The 17,722-nt window shown below is 59.5% G+C and carries 17 protein-coding genes, 1 other RNA gene and 1 pseudogene; 11 read left to right on the top strand and 8 right to left on the bottom strand.

The genetic code is table 11. The annotated features are described in order from the left end of the window. Positions 1-50: 50 nt before the first annotated feature. Positions 51-173 carry a hypothetical protein gene (locus A7P95_RS12295; RefSeq protein WP_255593073.1) on the bottom strand — a complete coding sequence of 41 codons (123 nt, stop codon included), beginning with the start codon at positions 171-173 and terminating at the stop codon, positions 51-53. A gap of 4 nt (positions 174-177) precedes the next feature. On the opposite strand from A7P95_RS12295, the gene A7P95_RS00895 reads away from it, so the two are divergent. Beyond that, the gene (locus tag A7P95_RS00895; protein WP_067589760.1) at positions 178-1,251 is read left to right on the top strand and encodes a threonine aldolase family protein; all 1,074 of its coding nucleotides are present in this window, start codon (positions 178-180) and stop codon (positions 1,249-1,251) included. 34 nt (positions 1,252-1,285) lie between these two features. Here A7P95_RS00895 and A7P95_RS00900 read toward each other — a convergent pair whose 3' ends face one another. Together A7P95_RS00900 and A7P95_RS00905 are read right to left on the bottom strand one after the other, a co-directional pair. Next, positions 1,286-2,398 (bottom strand): alpha/beta fold hydrolase, encoded by a 1,113-nt coding sequence (locus A7P95_RS00900; RefSeq protein ID WP_082890663.1) that lies wholly within the window; start codon positions 2,396-2,398, stop codon positions 1,286-1,288. Further along, a complete protein-coding gene (locus A7P95_RS00905) occupies positions 2,370-2,801 on the bottom strand; it encodes a hypothetical protein (protein ID WP_156503453.1) in 432 nt (143 codons plus the stop codon). The genes A7P95_RS00900 and A7P95_RS00905 overlap by 29 nt, the downstream gene beginning before the upstream one ends. Positions 2,802-2,904: 103 nt before the next feature. On the opposite strand from A7P95_RS00905, the gene gpmI reads away from it, so the two are divergent. The 8 genes and pseudogenes from gpmI to A7P95_RS00940 all read left to right on the top strand — a co-directional run bounded on the left by gpmI (position 2,905) and on the right by A7P95_RS00940 (position 10,198). Further along, positions 2,905-4,425, top strand: coding sequence for a 2,3-bisphosphoglycerate-independent phosphoglycerate mutase (gpmI, locus tag A7P95_RS00910; protein ID WP_067589766.1), 1,521 nt, complete (start codon positions 2,905-2,907; stop codon positions 4,423-4,425). Between the two features lie 63 nt (positions 4,426-4,488). Beyond that, entirely contained in the window at positions 4,489-5,079 is a 591-nt protein-coding gene (locus A7P95_RS00915) for a manganese efflux pump MntP (RefSeq protein WP_067589769.1), read from the top strand. A gap of 21 nt (positions 5,080-5,100) precedes the next feature. Further along, positions 5,101-6,432: a murein hydrolase activator EnvC family protein gene (locus A7P95_RS12300; protein WP_067589772.1), complete on the top strand. Its 1,332-nt coding sequence runs from the start codon at positions 5,101-5,103 to the stop codon at positions 6,430-6,432. 285 nt (positions 6,433-6,717) lie between these two features. Next, entirely contained in the window at positions 6,718-7,395 is a 678-nt protein-coding gene (locus A7P95_RS00925; RefSeq protein ID WP_067589775.1) for a hypothetical protein, read from the top strand. After that, on the top strand, positions 7,392-7,601 hold the full coding sequence (locus tag A7P95_RS00930; RefSeq protein ID WP_067589779.1) for a hypothetical protein: 210 nt from the start codon (positions 7,392-7,394) through the stop codon (positions 7,599-7,601). Before A7P95_RS00925 ends, A7P95_RS00930 begins: the two co-directional genes overlap by 4 nt. A 325-nt stretch (positions 7,602-7,926) precedes the next feature. Beyond that, positions 7,927-9,369 (top strand): S41 family peptidase, encoded by a 1,443-nt coding sequence (locus A7P95_RS00935; protein WP_067589782.1) that lies wholly within the window; start codon positions 7,927-7,929, stop codon positions 9,367-9,369. Between the two features lie 58 nt (positions 9,370-9,427). Next, positions 9,428-9,535: pseudogene (locus A7P95_RS11985) on the top strand (IS5/IS1182 family transposase); the annotation flags it as partial. A 132-nt stretch (positions 9,536-9,667) separates the two neighbouring features. Continuing rightward, the gene (locus A7P95_RS00940; RefSeq protein ID WP_067589785.1) at positions 9,668-10,198 is read left to right on the top strand and encodes an inorganic diphosphatase; all 531 of its coding nucleotides are present in this window, start codon (positions 9,668-9,670) and stop codon (positions 10,196-10,198) included. 265 nt (positions 10,199-10,463) lie between these two features. Here the strand turns inward: A7P95_RS00940 and dxs are convergent, their stop codons facing one another. Continuing rightward, a complete protein-coding gene (gene dxs / locus A7P95_RS00945) occupies positions 10,464-12,338 on the bottom strand; it encodes a 1-deoxy-D-xylulose-5-phosphate synthase (RefSeq protein WP_067589787.1) in 1,875 nt (624 codons plus the stop codon). Between the two features lie 151 nt (positions 12,339-12,489). Here dxs and rsgA point away from each other — a divergent pair, with 151 nt between their 5' ends. Beyond that, entirely contained in the window at positions 12,490-13,365 is an 876-nt protein-coding gene (rsgA, locus tag A7P95_RS00950; protein ID WP_067589790.1) for a ribosome small subunit-dependent GTPase A, read from the top strand. A 187-nt stretch (positions 13,366-13,552) separates the two neighbouring features. Beyond that, on the top strand, positions 13,553-13,747 hold the full coding sequence (locus A7P95_RS00955; RefSeq protein WP_067589793.1) for a hypothetical protein: 195 nt from the start codon (positions 13,553-13,555) through the stop codon (positions 13,745-13,747). Positions 13,748-13,796: 49 nt separating this feature from the next. On the opposite strand, the gene ffs is transcribed toward A7P95_RS00955, so the two are convergent. From ffs to A7P95_RS00975, 4 genes are all read right to left on the bottom strand, one after another. Then, positions 13,797-13,894: signal recognition particle sRNA small type (ffs, locus tag A7P95_RS00960), an RNA gene on the bottom strand. Between the two features lie 244 nt (positions 13,895-14,138). After that, positions 14,139-15,008, bottom strand: coding sequence for an endonuclease/exonuclease/phosphatase family protein (locus tag A7P95_RS00965; protein ID WP_067589796.1), 870 nt, complete (start codon positions 15,006-15,008; stop codon positions 14,139-14,141). A gap of 156 nt (positions 15,009-15,164) precedes the next feature. Further along, complete coding sequence (locus tag A7P95_RS00970; protein WP_067589799.1) at positions 15,165-15,713, bottom strand: carboxymuconolactone decarboxylase family protein; 549 nt, start codon at positions 15,711-15,713, stop codon at positions 15,165-15,167. Positions 15,714-15,954: 241 nt separating this feature from the next. Then, on the bottom strand, positions 15,955-17,667 hold the full coding sequence (locus A7P95_RS00975) for a proline--tRNA ligase (protein ID WP_067589802.1): 1,713 nt from the start codon (positions 17,665-17,667) through the stop codon (positions 15,955-15,957). Positions 17,668-17,722 lie beyond the last annotated feature (55 nt).

A 17,722-nucleotide genomic window follows, 5' to 3' on the forward strand; every position in this document is an offset into this window, starting at 1 on the left:
GCTCGGCGTGTGTGGGAATAGGGTTGGATTATATAGCGGTTGTGCCTGATTTAATACTGCGCGGCGGGCGTTGGGCGGCGGTTTTTCAGGTAGCCTGTTTGGCGCTTGAGGCTACCTGAAAATAGCGAGCCTCCCGCTGCCGCCTTATAATCTCGCTTTTTTACAGGGAACACCGCCATGCCTTCCTTCGGCAACGACTACCTCGCCGGCTGCCTCCCGGCCATCCTCGAGCGCCTCGCCGACACCAACCTCGAGCAAACCCCCGGCTACGGCCTCGACCCCTATTGCGAATCCGCCCGCGCCAAAATCCGCGCCGCCATCGGCAGCGAAACGGCAGATGTGCACTTCCTCGTGGGCGGCACGCAAACCAACGCCACCGTAATCACCCACATCCTGCGCCCGCATCAAAGCGTGATCGCCGCCGCAGAAGCCCGCATCGCCACCCACGAAACCGGCGCCATCGAAGCCGGCGGCCACAAAGTGCTCGCCCTGCCCTCAGCAGACGGCAAGCTTAGCGCACGGCAAGTGCAGGATTTCATCCAGCAATACTACACCGGTAGCAACATCAAAGAACACATCGTCCAGCCCGGCATGGTGTATGTATCCCAGCCCACCGAGCTCGGCACCGCCTACAGCCACACCGAGCTTGCCGCCCTCGCGCAAGTATGCCGCCGCCACGGCCTGCCCCTGTTTGTGGACGGCGCCCGCCTCGGCTACGCCCTGCAACCCGAAGTGAGCGACCTCACCCTGCCCGCCCTCGCCGAGCTGGCCGACGTGTTCTACATCGGCGGCACCAAATGCGGCGCCCTGTTCGGCGAAGCCGTCGTCATCACAAACGATGCCTACCAGCCCCATTTCCGCGCCAGCATGAAACAACGCGGCGGCCTGCTCGCCAAAGGCCGACTGCTCGGCATCCAGTTCGACACCCTGTTTACCGACAATCTGTACCAAACCATCTGCCACGGCGCCATCGCCCACGCCCGCCGCATCCGCCAAGCCTTCGAAGCGCGCGGCATCCGCTTCTATGGCGCCTCCACCACCAACCAGCAATTCCCCATCCTGCCCGAAGCTCAGGCCGACTATTTCATCCGCGAATTCGGCTTCGCCGCCTACTGGCCGGCAGAACACGGCTGGCAAATCGTGCGCTACTGCACCAGCTGGGCCACCACCGAGCGCGATGTGTCCGCCCTGCTGCGCGCCATCGAAAGCCTATCACCATCTGAAAATAAGGACGAATCGACACAAAAATAAGCGAGCCCGCTGCATTACGCTGGCTCGACTTAAATTATTCCATTCTCAATCCATATGCTGCTCGACTCCTCTTTTGCAAATCATCAACAGCCTGGATAAAGATCGCTGCTTTTTCAGCATGGATATCGTGGCCACTCTGAATGTTATCTATTAAGTGATTGTTTGGTAAAAGTCTGTCCACTCGCTTAGCATCCTCGCCATCCATGGCACTCAAGAGAATGCCCTCTTTATCATAATAACCTTTCTGATTCGATGGCGGAGCCACATGAAGCAAAATAGACGGACATTGGACTTTTTTCAAGATTTCTTCCTGATGAAACCCCTTGAACCAAGAAAAATCATAAAACGTAGTGCCAAAACGAAGATCATAGCTTCCTGTTCCATCCTGTAGATTGGCCGTCAAATCATAAATTAAGTTTATCTGCAATCCTGGCGGATAATACCAAATTCTAGGAATCTGACCTGGGTGGGACTTCATATACTTTAGAGCAGGATTTTTAACAATCTTATTAAAGTTTTCTTGGCCAAAAATCGACCTTAGATAAGTATGCTCCAAAAAATAAGCCGTATAATTTTTTTCACCATTTTTAAAAAAATCATACATATCTTTAAAGCCTAACCAAGCAAAAGTAGATGTTGCCCGATTGGGTTCAGTTGAAAAGAACGGCGCATCTTCTATTAACAACCCTCTAACAGACTCAGGAGCCAGTGCAGCTATTACAGTTGCAAGAAGACCTCCTGATGAATGCCCTGAAATCAAAACAGGTTTTTTGATAATATTCTTGATAACCCAAACCAAATCCTGACTGTTTTCAAGGGCTGTATATTTGGCTGGATTTTTACTAGACCCACCATGCCCATAACAATCTATGACATAAACATGATAACTCTTGGACAATTCTCCAAAAACCTTCGCATAATCCTTCCAATCAACCTGCTGTCCGTGAATCAAGAGAAGAGGCTGCCGCCCATACTTAGGTCCTTCGCCATAATTAATAACGGATCCATCAGGTAAAATCACTTGCTTTTCAACAATTCTAGCTCGCTGGATTCGGTAAAGATTAATTTTATCATAATAAAGATTGTGACAAACAAAACAAGCCAGACCAACCAGCAAACTAGCTAGAAATAGCAAAACCAAAATCATTATGCTCTCCTTTCCAGTGATATAACCCTACTTTAAATGCTGCATGGTTTGCGTGAAGAACCTTGCCAAAAAAGGCCTCGGTGCGCCGCTTTATCTCGGGAAATCGGGATACTTTGTCTCGAATAAAATCAAAATCCATCCGCCCAATATCGGCCGACTCCAGCTGAACCGCCACCGGCATCCCCAGAAATTTTCCGATCAGGAAAACACTGCCCGCCGTCTCTTCCCACACCATTTCCCATGCGCCCAAAGGCGTGGCCAAGCTATCCATCATCATTCCTCCTATACCAAACGCCGCCAGCTTATACCGCATTCCGCCGCACCGCCAGCCCAGGCTACCTGAAAAACGCAGTTTCAACTGAATGAACACAAACGCAGCCAGTTTCCGCACAGCCAAAACCAATTTTCAGGTAGCCTTCCGCTTGCCAGCCCGCCATCCCCGCATTCAATTCCCACCCAATCCGCTATATAATGCCCCATCCCCACACCATCCGAAGCGCACACCCATGAGCACGCTCACCAAACCCATCGTCCTCCTCATCCTTGACGGTTTCGGCCACCGCCTCGAAGGCGACGACAACTCCGTCCTCCTCGCCCGCACCCCCAACCTCGACCGCCTCAAAGCCCAATACGCCTACGGCACCATCGACGCCTCCGAGCGCATGGTCGGCCTGCCCGCCGGCCAGTTTGGCAACTCCGAAGTCGGCCACCTCAACATCGGCGCCGGCCGCGTGGTGGAGCAAGACATCACCCGCATCGACATGGCCATCGAAAACGGCAGCCTCGCGCACAATCCCGCCCTCACCGCTGCTTGGCAAGCGCCCACGCACACCGTGCACCTGCTCGGCTGTTTCTCCGACGGCGGCGTGCACAGCCACATCGAGCACTTCTTCGCCGTGGCCGACGCCGCCATCGCCGCCGGCGTACAGAAAATCGTATTCCACCCCTTCCTAGACGGCCGCGACACCCCGCCGCAAAGCGCCGAAGGCTACCTGAAAAGATTGCAAAGCTATTGCCAGCAGCACCCGCAAGCGAAAGTGGGCAGCGTGATCGGCCGCTTCTTCGCCATGGACCGCGACAACCGCTGGGAACGCGTGGAGCAGGCCTACCACGCCCTGTTCGGCCAAGCCAAATTCCAAGCCGGCACCCCGCTGCAAGCCCTCGCCGCCGCCTATGAACGCGGCGAACACGACGAATTCGTGCAGCCCACCGTGATCGACCCCGCCTGTGCCCTGCACGACGGCGACGCGGTTATCTTCATGAACTTCCGCGCCGACCGTGCCCGCGAGCTTACCCAAGCCCTGCTGTTCGACGATTTCCAAGGCTTCGAGCGTCGCCAGCGCTTCCACCCCGGCTACTTCACCTCGCTCACCAGCTACGGCAAGCAATATGACTTCCCCGTGCTCTTCGCCCAAGAAAGCATCCGCAACGGCCTGGGCGAATACCTCTCCGCCCAAGGCATCAGCCAGCTGCGCATTGCTGAAACCGAGAAATATCCGCACGTTACCTATTTTCTCAGCGGCGGCCGCGAAGAGCCCTACCCCGGCGAAGAGCGCATCCTCGTGCCCTCGCCCAAAGTGGCTACCTACGATTTGCAGCCCGAAATGAGCGCGCCGCAAGTGTGCCAGCACATCCTCGACAGCCTCGCTGCCAAGCGTTTCGACGTGATCTTGTGCAACTTCGCCAACGGCGACATGGTCGGCCACAGCGGCGTGCTGGCCGCCACCATCAAAGCCGTGGAAACGCTGGACGACTGCGTGGGCAAAATCGTGGCCGCAGTGCAGGCCGCCGGCGGCGAAGTGCTGATTACCGCCGACCACGGCAACTGCGAGCAGATGTTCGACCCCGCCAACGGCCAGCCGCACACCCAGCACACCACCAACCCCGTGCCCTTCCTGTATGTCGGCCGCCCCGCCCGCATCAAATCCGGCGGTGCGCTGAAAGACATCGCCCCCACGCTCCTGGCCATGCTCGGCCTGCCCAAGCCGCCCGAAATGAGCGGCGAGAGCCTGATTGAGTTTGCCTGAGCGCGCATCACGCCCAACCCGTAAAAGGCTACCTGAAAATTTCAGGTAGCCTCCCCGAGCGCCATGAGCTTCCTCACCATCCTCGCCCTCGCCTTCGGCATGTCGATGGACGCCTTCGCCGCCGCCATCGCCCAAGGCGCCGCCATCGGCAGCCCCACCCGCCGCGGCATCCTGCGCACCGCCGCCGTGTTCGGCAGCGTGGAAACCGTTACCCCGCTTATCGGCTGGGCGCTCGGCTCGGTGGCACAGCGCTACATCGACGACTGGGACCACTGGATTGCCTTCACCCTGCTGCTCCTGCTCGGCCTGCGCATGATCTACGGCGGGCTGCGTGCCGGCCACGGCGCCGAAGAACACACCGCAAACGGCCGCTCCTGCCCACGCCACCCGCCCGGGCGCCTCATGCTCGTGGCCATCGCCTTCGCCACCAGCATCGACTCCATGATTGTCGGCGTCGGCCTCGCCTTCCTCGAAGTCAACATCCTGCTCACCGCGCTGGCCATCGGCTTCGCCACCACCCTCATGGCCGCCATCGGCATCCGCCTGGGCAGCCTGCTCGGCAGCGCCATCGGCAAACGCGCCGAAATCCTCGGCGGGCTCGTGCTCATCGGCATCGGCATCCTGATTTTGGCCGAACACCTGCACAGTCCCTAACCACCGTTTTCAGGTAGCCTCATGAACCCCAGCAAAATCCTCATCCCGCTCATCCTCCTGCTCACCGGCCTGCCCGCCCCCGCCGCCCCCAAAGACGACCTGCGCCAAGTGCAGCGCGCCATCCACGAAAGCCACCGCAAACTCCAACAGCAGCAAAGCGAACAGCGCCAGCTGCAAAGCAACATCCGCCAAACCCAAAGCGAGCTCGACAGCATCCGCCGCGAGCTCGACCAGCTCACCCGCCGCCGCCAAACCGCCTGGCGCGAGCTGCAAGCCATGCAAGCCAAGCTCGACAGCCTGCAAACCCGCATCCAAGGCACCCAAGCCCAAGCCGCCCGCCTGCTCAACAGCCGCTACCGCCAACCCCAGCCCAACGCCGTCACCCTCTTCCTGCAAAACACCGACCCCCAGCAAAAAGGCCGCCGGCTCGAATACTTGCGCCACCTCAACCAAGCCAACAGCCAAGCCCTCGCCCAGCTCCAACACAACCGCCAAGAGCTCAAACAGCAGCAAGACAGCATCAACCAGCAGCTCCAGCGCCTCGACAGCCTCAAACGCCAGCAGCAAAACACCGCCGCCCGCCTCGGCCGCCAGCAGCAGCAACAGCAACGCCAACAGCAAACCCTCGAACAAGACATCAGCCGCGAAACCGCCAAGCTGCACACCCTGCGCCAAAACGAAAGCCGCCTCAACAACCTCATCGCCAGCCTCAGCCGCCGCTCCGCCCAGCGCCAAGAAGCCCAACGCCGGCAACGCGCCGCCGCAGCCCAACAGCGCCGCCAGCAGCAAGCCGCCCAGCAAGCCCAAGCCCGCAGCCAGCCCAAGCCCCAAAGGCTACCTGAAAGCGAGCGCAGCGAGCTTCGCCAAAACGACCCCGCCGCCCCGCCATACAACACCCCCAACCCCAACACCCTCACCGCCGAAGACCTCGCCCTAGAAGCCCCCGCCGCCCCCGAACCGCAAAGCCAAGGTTTCAGCCGCATGCAAGGCCGCCTGCCCCGCCCCGTGGGTGGCAGCATCAGCGGCCGCTTCGGCCAAGCCCGCCCCGGCGGCGGCACCTGGAAAGGCCTCTTCATCAGCACCCCGCCCGCCCCCGTGCGCAGCATCGCCGCCGGCGAAGTCGCCTACGCCGCCCCCCTGCAAGGCTACGGCAACACCGTCATCATCGACCACGGCGACGGCTACCTCAGTATCTACACCGGCCTCTCCCAAATCAGCGCCGGCAGCGGCAGCAGCGTATCCCCCCGCCAAACCATCGGCCGCAGCGGCAGCCTCCCCGGCGGTGAAAACGGCCTCTACTTCGAAATCCGCTACCGCAACCAAGCCATGAACCCCGCTTCATGGGTAAACTAGCCAAGCCGCGAGCAAAAATTTCAGGTAGCCTTCCCGCTTCCCAAAAGGCTACCTGAAAACAACACCGGCATGCCATCAGCGCAGCAGGTCGGTCATCCATTCCCGATAATTTTCAAATGCCGATAATAAGCCGTACATTTATCCCCGGCCCGCTCCAATTTTTCAGGTAGCCTTCTCAGCCCGAAGCCAGCCAAACCCAGCCCCTCCCGTGAGCAAAGATTAAGGTAAAAACAACAGCCCGTCTTACCAAACTACCGTTTCCCCAGCACCAAAGAACCCTTCAAAATGTACATCGCCCCCGAATTTATCCGCCCGTTTCCCCCGCCCGAAGACGTGTTCTCCGACGACATCGAGCGCCACGCACAATTTTTCCTGCCCATCTGCTCGCTGAACCTGCGTTTTATCCAGCCCGAACACGGCGACTACTGGCTGCATTTCGTCCAGCCCGCCGACATTTACGACGGCAGCATCGGCGAAAACACCCAGCCCTTCCACAGCCGCTACAATTTTGAAGACAGCATCTGCTTCGATGTGGATGCCGGCGGCAAATACCGCTTCAGCGGCGATTGGCGCTTTTTCGATGCGGAAACCGAAATCCCTGCCGACGTGATCGCCAAAGCGCGGGAGAAAATGGAAAAACACCATATCTCTTGGCAACGCGCCCTGCCCCAGCCCTACCGCATGATCGACTTCGACGGCATACGCCACGCCCGCGAGCAAAACCATCAGGCTTATCAGCTTATTAAAGCCTTCTATCTGAAACACGGCCGGCTGCCGCTTTCGCTCTACGGCTGGGGAAAAGCCGTGGCCGGTGCCGAAAACTCGTCGGCAGCCTTGGCCGCATTCGAACAGTTCGACCAAGCAAATGAGCAAGAATATGTGCGGCACAATATGCCCGCCCCTACCAAACCGAGCTGTTGCAAGACGCAGGCGGCCTCAGCCCCGATTTCCAAGCATGGATGAAAGAAGACGGCTTCAGCAACATAAACGAACTGATGCAGCATGGTTGCGGCAATTTGGAAAACCCGCCCCTGCGCGATGACGGGCGCGTGTTCGACTACATCGGCTGGCTCAGCGGCCACCGCTTCCAAGAGAGCGGCTGCGACGAACTCTTCTTGTTCTTCGACCACCGCAACCAAAAAGCCGTGATACGCCTGGTGTACAGCTGACAGTGCTTGGCCGCCCGCCGGCACAGCCCGTGTCGGAGTGCGCCGCAATTTCGGTTTTCAGGTAGCCTGCCCGCCCACTCTAAGGGCTACCTGAAAACACAAGCGCCACAAAGCCCAAACACCCGCCATATTTTTCAGGTAACCTTTTCCGGCCATAGCCGCCATTTAGCATTTATTTACCCCCACCCCCTTGCTGGAACAGGCAAATTTGCCTAAAGTTCAGCCTTCCGAGCCGCACGGCAGGCTACCTGAAAAAAGACAGCGCCCGCCGCAGCCCCATACTCCGGCTCGCCTTAGCAAAACCCGAAAGAGATACCCACCCATTATGTCCAACAACACATTCAAAAAAATCGCCCTCTACACCCTCGGCACATTCACCGGCATCGCCGTGAGCCTGAGCGTGCAGAGCGTGGCCGAAACCCGCAGCCGCCAGCCCCTGCCCGTGGATTCCCTGCGCACCATGGCCGAAGTGTACAGCCAGGTGAAAGCCAACTATTATCAAGACAAAACCGACGAAGAAATCCTCGAAGGCGCGCTCAAAGGCATGGTGTCCCACCTCGACCCGCACTCCGAATACATGAACACCAAAGACTACGCCGACCTGCAAGAAAACACCAAAGGCGAATTCGGCGGCCTAGGTATGGAAGTAAGCTCTGAAAACAACTTTGTCAAAGTCGTCTCCCCCATCGAAGACACCCCCGCCGAACGCGCCGGCATCCAAAGCGGCGACTTCATCATCAAAATCGACGACGCCTCCACCCGCAACATGAGCGTGAACGACGCCGTGAAACGCATGCGCGGCGAGCCCGGCACCAAAATCACCCTCACCCTCACCCGCAAAGACGCGCCCCAGCCTATCGTGGTCACGCTCACCCGCGCCGTCATCAAAGTGCGCAGCGTGCGCCACGATCTGATCGAGCCCGGCTACGGCTACCTGCGCATCAGCCAGTTCCAAGAGCGCACCGTGCCCGCCATGGTGGAAGCCCTGCAAGCCATGCGCCGTAGCAACGGCGGCCCGCTCAAAGGCCTCGTGCTCGACCTGCGAGACGACCCCGGCGGCCTGCTCAACGGCGCTGTGGGCGTATCCGCCGCATTCCTGCAAAACAACCAGCTCGTGGTGAGCACCAAAGGCCGCAACGGCCAAGAAAACATGAGCCTCAAAGCCACCCCGTCCGACTACCAAATCGGCAGCGTCGGCAACCCCCTCGCCGGCCTGCCCGCCGAGTTTAAAAACATCCCGATCACCGTGCTCATCAACTCCGGCTCCGCCTCCGCCTCCGAAATTGTGGCCGGCGCCCTGCAAGACCACAAACGCGCCGTTATCGTGGGCACCCAAAGCTTCGGCAAAGGCTCCGTGCAATCCGTGATGCCCCTCTCCAACGGCGGCGCACTGAAAATCACCACCCAGCTCTACTACACCCCCAACGGCCGCTCCATCCAAGCCCAAGGCATCATACCCGACGTGGAAGTGGCCGACAAAACCCGCCGCTACGAAAGCCGTGAAGCCGACCTCTCCGGCCACCTGAGCAACCCCAACGGCGGCAACGAAGTGCGCGGCCGCTCGCTACACAGCAGCACCGAAGCCAAAGCTGCCTCCGAGCCCGCCGCCAAAGAAGAAGCCGACAACAACCCCGCCACTCGCTACAAGCCCAACCCGGCCAAAGACGACCAACTGCGCCGCGCATTGGAGCTGGTGAAAGCCCCGCAGCAATGGCGCGCCGCCCTCGGCCAAGCCGCCACCCGCCCGGCCAAGCCCATCGAACACTAAACCGCGCGGCAAACCACACAGGCTACCTGAAAAGCGCTTTTCAGGTAGCCTGTGGTTTTATAGTGGATTAAATTTAAATCAGGACAAGGCGACGAAGCCGCAGACAGTACAGATAGTACGGCAAGGCGAGGCAACGCAGTCCTGGTTTAAATTTAATTCACTATATTCAACTTTCCACGCAAGCCGTAAAGCAACAAACTTTTCAGGTAGCCCAAATCCCACTCCGCCTATAGCCTATGCCGCCGATGGGCGTTATAATCCGCCCTTCCCAACCGTTTCAAACACAAAGGAAAACACAATGGCAGATTTCAACCAAATCCTCAACGCCGGCAACGTAGACGGCGGCATCATCAACGTAGTCGTGGAAATCCCCCAAGGCTCCAACCAAAAAATCGAATGGGACCGCAAACTCGGCGCCATGAAGCTCGACCGCATCGAGCCGCAAATCTTCGCCAAACCCACCAACTACGGCTTCATCCCGCAAACCCTCGATGAAGACGGCGACGAGCTCGACGCCCTCATCATCACCGACCTGCCCCTGCCCACCGGCATCTACATGGAAGCCAAAGTCATCGGCGTGATGAAATTCGTGGACGACGGCGAAGTAGACGACAAAGTCGTAGTCGTGCCCGCCGATGACCGCCACAACGGCAACGTCATCAACACCCTGGCCGACCTGCCGCCGCAGCTGATCAAACAAATCGAATTCCACTTCAACCACTACAAAGACCTGAAAAAACCCGGCACCACCAAAGTCGGCCACTGGGGCGACATCGAAGAAGCCAAAGCCGTGATCCGCGAATCCCAAGTCCGCTGGAAAGCGCAATAAACCCATTCAGGCTACCTGAAAATCAAAGCCGTTGTTCCCATTGGAGAACAACGGCTTTATTGCCGCCTGCCCAAGCAGCAGATATTTTTCAGGTAGCCTGCACTCTTTACCAACCCGTTTCCATAATAATGGGTGAGGGCAACTCGTCCGAATTCCATTGGGCGGCTCCATGCACCAAAGCCCACCTGTTCAGCACAACAAAAGGCTACCTGAAAGATCGCATTGCTCATTTTCAGGTAGCCTCATCTGCTTTGCCGGAATATCCCTACCCCTGCTCCCACTCGGCCACCCGTGCCGCAATTTTCTCTGCGCTCAAGCCCAAGTCGCTCAGCAGCAGGGCGGGGTCGCCGTGGCCGGTTACGATGTCTTCGATGCCCAGCAGCAACACGGGCAGGCGGCAGCCCTGTTTGGCCAGCACTTCCAGCACCGCGCTGCCGGCGCCGCCCTGCACCGCGTTTTCCTCAATGCACACCAGCCACTGGTGGCTGGCGGCCAGCTCGGCAATCAGCGCTTCGTCCAGCGGTTTCACAAAGCGCATATCGGCCACCGTCCAATCGGCGGCTTCGGCGGCCTGCAAGGCGGGCTGCACCATGCTGCCGAAGGCCAGCACGGCGGTGCCTTTGCCCTGCCGCCGCAGCACGCCCTTGCCCAGCGGCACGGTATCCAAACCGGCCGGCGAAGCGGTGCTGCCGCTGGCGCCGCGCGGATAACGCACGGCGGCGGGGCCGTCCAGCGCGTAGCAGGTGGAGAGCAGCAGGCGGCATTCTTCGCCGCTGCTGGGCGCGGCCACCACCATATTGGGGATGCAGCGCAGGAAGCTCAAATCGTAGGCACCGGCGTGGGTGGGGCCGTCGGCGCCGACGATGCCGGCGCGGTCGATGGCAAACAGCACCGGCAGGTTTTGCAGTGCCACATCGTGCACCAGTTGGTCGTAGGCGCGCTGGAGGAAGGTGGAATAAATCGCTACCACGGGCTTCATGCCGCCGCAGGCCAGGCCGGCGGCAAAGGTAACGGCGTGCTGCTCGGCAATGCCCACGTCGAAATAGCGCTCGGGAAAGCGCTGCTCGAATTCCACCAGCCCGCTGCCTTCGCGCATGGCGGGCGTGATGGCGGCCAGTTTGTCGTCTGCCGCGGCCTGGTCGCACAGCCATTGGCCGAAAATCTGGGTGTAGCTCAAAGGGGCGGCCGCGCCGCTCACCGGGCCTTGGTCGGGGTTGAATTTGCCCACGGCATGAAAGCCCACGGGGTCGTTTTCGGCCAGCTTGTAGCCCTGCCCTTTTTGCGTGAGCACGTGCAAGAGCTGCGGGCCTTTGCGCTGCTTCATTTCTTTGAGCACGGCCACCAGTTGCAGCACGTTGTGGCCGTCCACCGGGCCGGTGTAGCTGAAGCCGAAGTTGTCAAACAGGGAATCGGGGCGGATGCGCGAGCCGTCGAGCACGCTCTTGAGCCGCTGTTCCACCTTTTGCGCGATGTGCAGCGCGCCGGGGAGCTTGTCGAGCACTTTTTCGGATTTGTGCTTGATATTGCGCAGGGTGCTGCGCCAGTCTTTGGCCTGGCTGCCGGCAAGGTATTTGGGAAAGGCGCCCACATTGGGGGAAATCGACATTTCGTTGTCGTTGAGGATAACGAGCAGGTCGGTATCCATGTCGCCGGCGTTATTCAGCGCTTCGAAGGCTTGGCCGGCGGTCATGGCGCCGTCGCCGATCACGGCCACACTGCGCTTGGGGCTACCTGAAAGTTTGTCGGCCACGGCCATGCCCAGCGCGGCGCCGATGGAAGTGGAAGAATGCCCTACGCCGAAATCGTCGTATTCCGATTCGCAGCGCTTGGGGAAGCCGGCCAGGCCGCCGTATTGGCGCATGGTGTGCATGCGGCTGCGGCGGCCGGTAAGCACTTTGTGCGGGTAGCTTTGGTGGCCCACGTCCCAAATCAGGTGGTCGTTGGGCGTGTCGTACACATAATGCAGCGCCACGGCCAGCTCCACGGCGCCCAGATTGCTGGCGAAATGGCCGCCGGTTTTGCTGATACTGTCGAGCAGGAAGGTGCGCAGTTCGGCCGCCAGCTGCGGCAGCTGGTCTTCGCGCAAACGGCGCAAATCCTGCGGGTAGTCGATGGTGTCGAGAAGCGGCGTGGTGGTCATGGTGTGGCGTTTCCCTGTTAGTTTGGGATAATTTAGTCGGGATAAATAAAACAGGATTATATAGCCATTCCGCCCGGCACGGCAGGCAAATTAGCCTTGGCGCGGCAAAGCTTGCTATGATGGCGGCTTCCCAACCCGCGCCCGCCCCGCCATGACCGACACCGCCCAAATCATCACCAGCTATGGCCGCCGCTTCATCGTACGCACGCCGCACGGCCAAACCTTCGAAGCCACCACCCGCAAAAAGCGCGTGGACTTCGCCTGCGGCGACCAGGTGCACATCACGCCGGTGAACGGCGAGCAGGCGGTGATTGAAGACTTCCTGCCGCGCCGCAGCCTGCTCTACCGCCAAGATGCTTGGAAAACCAAGCTGATTGCCGCCAACGTGAGCCAGCTCTTGATTGTGCTGGCCGCCGTGCCCACGCCCAGCGAGCCGCTGCTGCAACGCGCCCTGCTGGCGGCAGAAGCGGCCGGCATCCGCGCGGTAATCGTGCTCAACAAAACCGATTTGCCGGAAACGGCACAATGGCGTGGCAAACTGGCGTTTTACGAAGGCTTGGGCTACCCCGTACTCGCCGTCAGCGCCGTGCGCGATGCCGCCGCCCTGCTGCCGGTGTTGAGCGGGCACACCAACATCCTGCTCGGCCAAAGCGGCATGGGCAAATCCACCCTCATCAACGCCCTGCTCGGCCAAAGCATCGCCCGCACCAACGACATCTCCAGCGCCCTCGATTCCGGCAAACACACCACCACCCATGCCCAGCTCTACGACCTAAACAACCACACCCACATCATCGATTCCCCCGGCTTGCAGGAATTCGGCCTGCACCATCTTCAGGTAGCCTCACTATTGCACTATTTCCCCGATATGCGCCACCTCATCGGCCAATGCAAATTCCACAACTGCACCCACCGCCAAGAGCCCGGCTGTGCCGTGAAAGCCGCCGCCGAAGCCGGCCAAATCCGCCCCGACCGCCTCCAGCTTTTGCAGCAGCTCACCGACGAATTGTCGGCAAAAAAATGGTAATACACTGTTTTGCAAACACTTGTTTTACCTACACCTCTATATTTACATTGCCCCGCCTATCTTTACTTTTCCCAAACTTGCGCAAACAAAACAGATAATTTAGTATTCCCCCCATCAAGCAAACTGCCGGATAACGTTGAACAATTATCCCATTTTGCCGGAATAGCTAAATAAAGAGAGGTAAATCATGACAAAAAAAACCACCAACTACGTCGTTACCATTGCCGACGCAATGAACGCCAGCCGCAGCCGCCAAGTGCTGCTGCAACTGCCGCGCGAAGAAATTCGCTACCTGAACCAAGCCGAATTTAAAAAATTCGTGGCAGAGAAATGCAACGTCAGCTCGCTGAAAATCCACTCCATCGAGCGCTTCTACAAATAAGCAAGCAAACAAAACCGCTCCGGCAGCAACCGGAGCGGTTTTTCTATGGGGTGGCGAGCCGGAACCCCGGCACTGCCGAATTCGAGATGGGCTGCTTGCTTCCGCACCTGACCCCTTGTCCCAAACCTGCATGCGGGGAGACCCGCCATAGAGAGCGCGAATTATACGGAGGCCTCGCCGATTTGCCAAGCCAAACCTGCTCAAGGCTACCTGAAAACGAAGTTTCCGAAGGAAGCTGAGTTTCTGCGAAGCTAAAACGGCGCCGCGGAGTTTCCGCAAAGCCAAACCAAACCCCTTTGCCAAGCGCCAAATTTTTCAGGTAGCCCCAAGCCAAGCAAAGGCTACCTGAAAACCAAGCTCCAACAAAATTCAAACCGCATGCCACCCAAGCTCACCGATACTCCACCCGCAACGCCCGATGATCCGAATGCCGCCACGGCAAAGGCCGCACCGCCGCAGCCAAATTCTTCGCCAGCACATGATCGATATTCAGGAAAAACGGCTGCCATGTCGGCGTGAAATAGCGCGTGGCCGGCTGCGCGCCGCTGGTGTGCACAAAACGGCGGAACAGCGGCGAAAACGGGCTGCTGTTGAAATCGCCCACCGCCAGCGCGCGCGGTTCGGCAGCTATGGCAGCGGCCGTTTCGGCCAGATAAGCCTGCCGCGCCGCCGCCAGCTCGCTGCTGATGGGCGGCGGCGGGTGCAGCGCATACACCGCCGTGCCGTCTGCCGTTTGGGCGCGTATATAGGGGTAATCGCCCAGCATGCGCACTTCGCAGGCCGCCAGCGGCGCACGGCTCCACAAGGCCAGCGCAAACGGGCTGTGTTCACGGCGCTCGCAGCCGTGCGGATACGCCTCGCGCAAAGCCTGCCAGCCCATATCGTCCAAATTGATTTCGCCCAGCGCCAATATGTCCGCCCCTTCCGCGAGCAGCGCCGCGCCCTCTTCCGCCGCGGCCGGATTATCCAAATGCACGTTGTACCACACCAGCCGCGAGCCGCCCTGCCCCGCTGAGGGCAAAGCAAACGGCTGCGCCAGCCATAGCAGCGATGCCGCCGCACAACCCAGCCACACCGCACGCCACCGCCGCTGCGGCCACAGCGCCGCCAAAGCAAACACCGCCGCATAATACGGCAGGAAATGGCTAAACAGCTCCGCCAGCCAATGCAGACCGCCAAGCTGCCCGATGATTACGCCCGCCAAGCTGAGCAGCGCGAGCAGGTGCAAACGGCGGCGGAGAAACGCAAGAATTTTGTGCATACGCCATTCAGTGAGAGAAAACGTTTCAGACAAAGCCCTATTATCCTGCAAACAGGCTACCTGAAAAAGCATGGGCACAGGCGGGCAAAAGAAACAGCCGGAAAGCAACGATGCGTTTCCAGCTGTTTGTCCGATTTTCAGGTAGCCTCAAGCGGCTTAGGCGTAATCCTGCAATTCGGGGTTGATGGCGGTTTGCGCCAGGTTGTTGGTGTAGTTGCACAGGGTGGCCAGCGCCACGCCCATCACCACTTCCACCGCCTGCTGTCGGTTGTAGCCTGCATCCAAGAAGGCTTGCAGTTCGGCATCGGACACCGCGCCTTTTTTCGCCATCACGGCTTGGGTGAAGGCGGCCAGGGCGGCGAGTTTGGCATCGTCGAAGGCGGCGGGGTTCAACTCGCGGGAAGCTTGGATGGCCTGCTCGGAAAGCAGCTTTTTCAGGGTGGCGATTTTGGTGTGGCCGGCCACGCAGAAGCCGCATTCGTTGGTTTTGGCGGCGATAATCTGCACCACTTCCACTTCGCCCGGGGTGAGGCTGTTGGCAGCATTGAGCTTGCCCACTTCCTGATAAAACGCCAGGGCTTCGGGCGCATTGGCGAGCACGCCGATGAGGTTGGGGATGAAGCCGTTGGCCTTGAGCGCGGCTTCCACGCGCGGCTTGGCGGCTTCGGGGGCGGTTTCGACGGTGTGGATGGGGAGGCGTGCCATGTTTGGGTTCCTTTATGTGTGGTTGGGAAAGAGCGGGATTGTAGCGGAAAGCAGGCGGGAGGCTAAATAATCGTTTGTTTGGAGAGATAGAACGTTCGGGCATAAGGGCTACCTGAAAACGTGGGCTTCAAAGCAAGTTAAAGCGTTGCATTGGCATAGCCAAAACTGAGTTTCTGCCAATCTGAAAAGAAAGAGGCTACCTGAAAACTGTTTTTCAGGTAGCCTCTAATCCGCTGCGGCATTAGGCCAGCAGGGCTTTCAGCTTGGCGGCAATCTCGCCCGCGGCCACCAATTCGGTTTCGCCGCTGCGCCGCTCGGTGTATTCCACTTTGCCTTCTTTCAGGCCGCGGTCGCCGATGGCGATGCGGTGCGGGATGCCAAGCAGCTCGGAATCAGCCAGCAGCACGCCGGCTCGTTCGTCGCGGTCGTCGAGCAGCACATCGATGCCGGCGGCACTGAGCTCGGCGTAGATTTGGTCGGCGGCAGCGCGCACGGCTTCGGATTTTTTGTAGTTCATCGGCACGATCACGGCTTGGAAGGGCGCCATGGCGTTGGTCCAGATGATGCCGCGCTCGTCGTTGTTTTGCTCGATGGCGGCAGCCACGATGCGGGTGATGCCGATGCCGTAGCAGCCCATTTCCATGATTTGCGATTTGCCGTTGTTGTCGAGGAAGCTGGCTTTGAGGGCGGCGGAATATTTGTCGCGCAGCTGGAACACGTGGCCGACTTCGATGCCGCGCGCGAGTTTCAGGTAGCCTTTGCCGCAAGGGCTGGGGTCGCCTTCCACCGCGTTTCGGATGTCGGCAAATTCGGGCTCGGGGCAGTCGCGGCCGAAGTTGAAGCCGGTGTAGTGCCAATCGTCTGCGTTGGCGCCGATTACCGTGTCGGCCAGTTTTTCCACGGCGAAGTCGGCATACACTTTGCCGGCAAAGCCCACGGGGCCGAGCGAGCCGCCGTTGGCGCCGAATTGGGCTTGGATGGCTTCGGGCGAAGCCATGGCCAGCGGGCTTTTCACGCCGGGCAGTTTTTCGGCTTTGATTTCGTTGAATTCGTGGTCGCCGCGCAACAGCAGCAGCACAAGTTCGCCTTCTTCTTCGCCTTCCACCACGATGGATTTGAGCGTGCGCTCAATCGGGATTTGCAAAAATTCCACCAGCGCGGCGATGGTTTTTACGCCCGGAGTGTGCACTTTCGCGAGCGTTTCTTGCGCGGGGGCGCGTTCGCCGCTTTGGCGCAGGGTGGCGGCGAGCTCGATATTGGCGGCGAAATCGGATTCGCTGCTGTAGGCAATCACGTCTTCGCCGCTCTCGGCCAACACTTGGAATTCGTGCGAGCCGGTGCCGCCGATGCTGCCGGTGTCGGCGGCCACGGGGCGGTAGTCGAGGCCCAGGCGGTCGAACACGCGGCAGTAGGCGTCATACATGGGCTGGTAGCCGTCGCGCACGAGGGATTCGTAGTCGGTGTGGAAGGAATAGGCGTCTTTCATGATGAATTCGCGCGCGCGCATCACGCCGAAACGGGGGCGGCGCTCGTCGCGGAATTTGGTTTGGATGTGGTAGAAGTTTTTCGGCAGCTGCTTATAGCTGGTGATTTCTTTGCGCACGATGTCGGTAATCAGCTCTTCGCAGGTGGGGCTGAAGCAGAAGAGGTTGTCGTGGCGGTCGGTGATGCGCAGCAGTTCGTCGCCGTAGAAATCCCAGCGGCCGCTTTCTTTCCACAAATCGGCAGGCTGAATCACCGGCATCAAAAGCTCGATGGCGCCGGCGCGGTTCATCTCTTCGCGCACCACGGCCTCCACTTTGCGCAACACGCGCAAGCCCATGGGCATCCAAGTGTAGAGCCCGGAGGCGTTGGCTTTGATCAGGCCGGCGCGCAGCATGAGCTTGTGGCTGGCCAGCGCGGCTTCGGTGGGGGCTTCTTTGAGGGTGGAAATGAAGAATTGGGAGGCTTTCATGGCGGTGCTTCTTTGCTTGGATTGGGGAAGTGGGAAATTGTATCAATGTTTCAGG

This window comes from Eikenella longinqua (genome assembly GCF_001648355.1).
GTDB lineage: Bacteria > Pseudomonadota > Gammaproteobacteria > Burkholderiales > Neisseriaceae > Eikenella > Eikenella longinqua.

Excerpts from the sequence above, each read along its gene's own strand:
- A7P95_RS00895 (WP_067589760.1), top strand. The coding sequence starts at position 178 with ATGCCTTCCTTCGGCAACGACTACCTCGCCGGCTGCCTCCCGGCCATC.
- A7P95_RS00900 (WP_082890663.1), bottom strand. The coding sequence starts at position 2,398 with ATGATTTTGGTTTTGCTATTTCTAGCTAGTTTGCTGGTTGGTCTGGCT.
- gpmI (WP_067589766.1), top strand. The coding sequence starts at position 2,905 with ATGAGCACGCTCACCAAACCCATCGTCCTCCTCATCCTTGACGGTTTC.
- A7P95_RS00915 (WP_067589769.1), top strand. The coding sequence starts at position 4,489 with ATGAGCTTCCTCACCATCCTCGCCCTCGCCTTCGGCATGTCGATGGAC.
- A7P95_RS12300 (WP_067589772.1), top strand. The coding sequence starts at position 5,101 with ATGAACCCCAGCAAAATCCTCATCCCGCTCATCCTCCTGCTCACCGGC.
- A7P95_RS00925 (WP_067589775.1), top strand. The coding sequence starts at position 6,718 with ATGTACATCGCCCCCGAATTTATCCGCCCGTTTCCCCCGCCCGAAGAC.
- A7P95_RS00930 (WP_067589779.1), top strand. The coding sequence starts at position 7,392 with ATGAAAGAAGACGGCTTCAGCAACATAAACGAACTGATGCAGCATGGT.
- A7P95_RS00935 (WP_067589782.1), top strand. The coding sequence starts at position 7,927 with ATGTCCAACAACACATTCAAAAAAATCGCCCTCTACACCCTCGGCACA.
- A7P95_RS00940 (WP_067589785.1), top strand. The coding sequence starts at position 9,668 with ATGGCAGATTTCAACCAAATCCTCAACGCCGGCAACGTAGACGGCGGC.
- dxs (WP_067589787.1), bottom strand. The coding sequence starts at position 12,338 with ATGACCACCACGCCGCTTCTCGACACCATCGACTACCCGCAGGATTTG.
- rsgA (WP_067589790.1), top strand. The coding sequence starts at position 12,490 with ATGACCGACACCGCCCAAATCATCACCAGCTATGGCCGCCGCTTCATC.
- A7P95_RS00955 (WP_067589793.1), top strand. The coding sequence starts at position 13,553 with ATGACAAAAAAAACCACCAACTACGTCGTTACCATTGCCGACGCAATG.
- A7P95_RS00965 (WP_067589796.1), bottom strand. The coding sequence starts at position 15,008 with ATGCACAAAATTCTTGCGTTTCTCCGCCGCCGTTTGCACCTGCTCGCG.
- A7P95_RS00970 (WP_067589799.1), bottom strand. The coding sequence starts at position 15,713 with ATGGCACGCCTCCCCATCCACACCGTCGAAACCGCCCCCGAAGCCGCC.
- A7P95_RS00975 (WP_067589802.1), bottom strand. The coding sequence starts at position 17,667 with ATGAAAGCCTCCCAATTCTTCATTTCCACCCTCAAAGAAGCCCCCACC.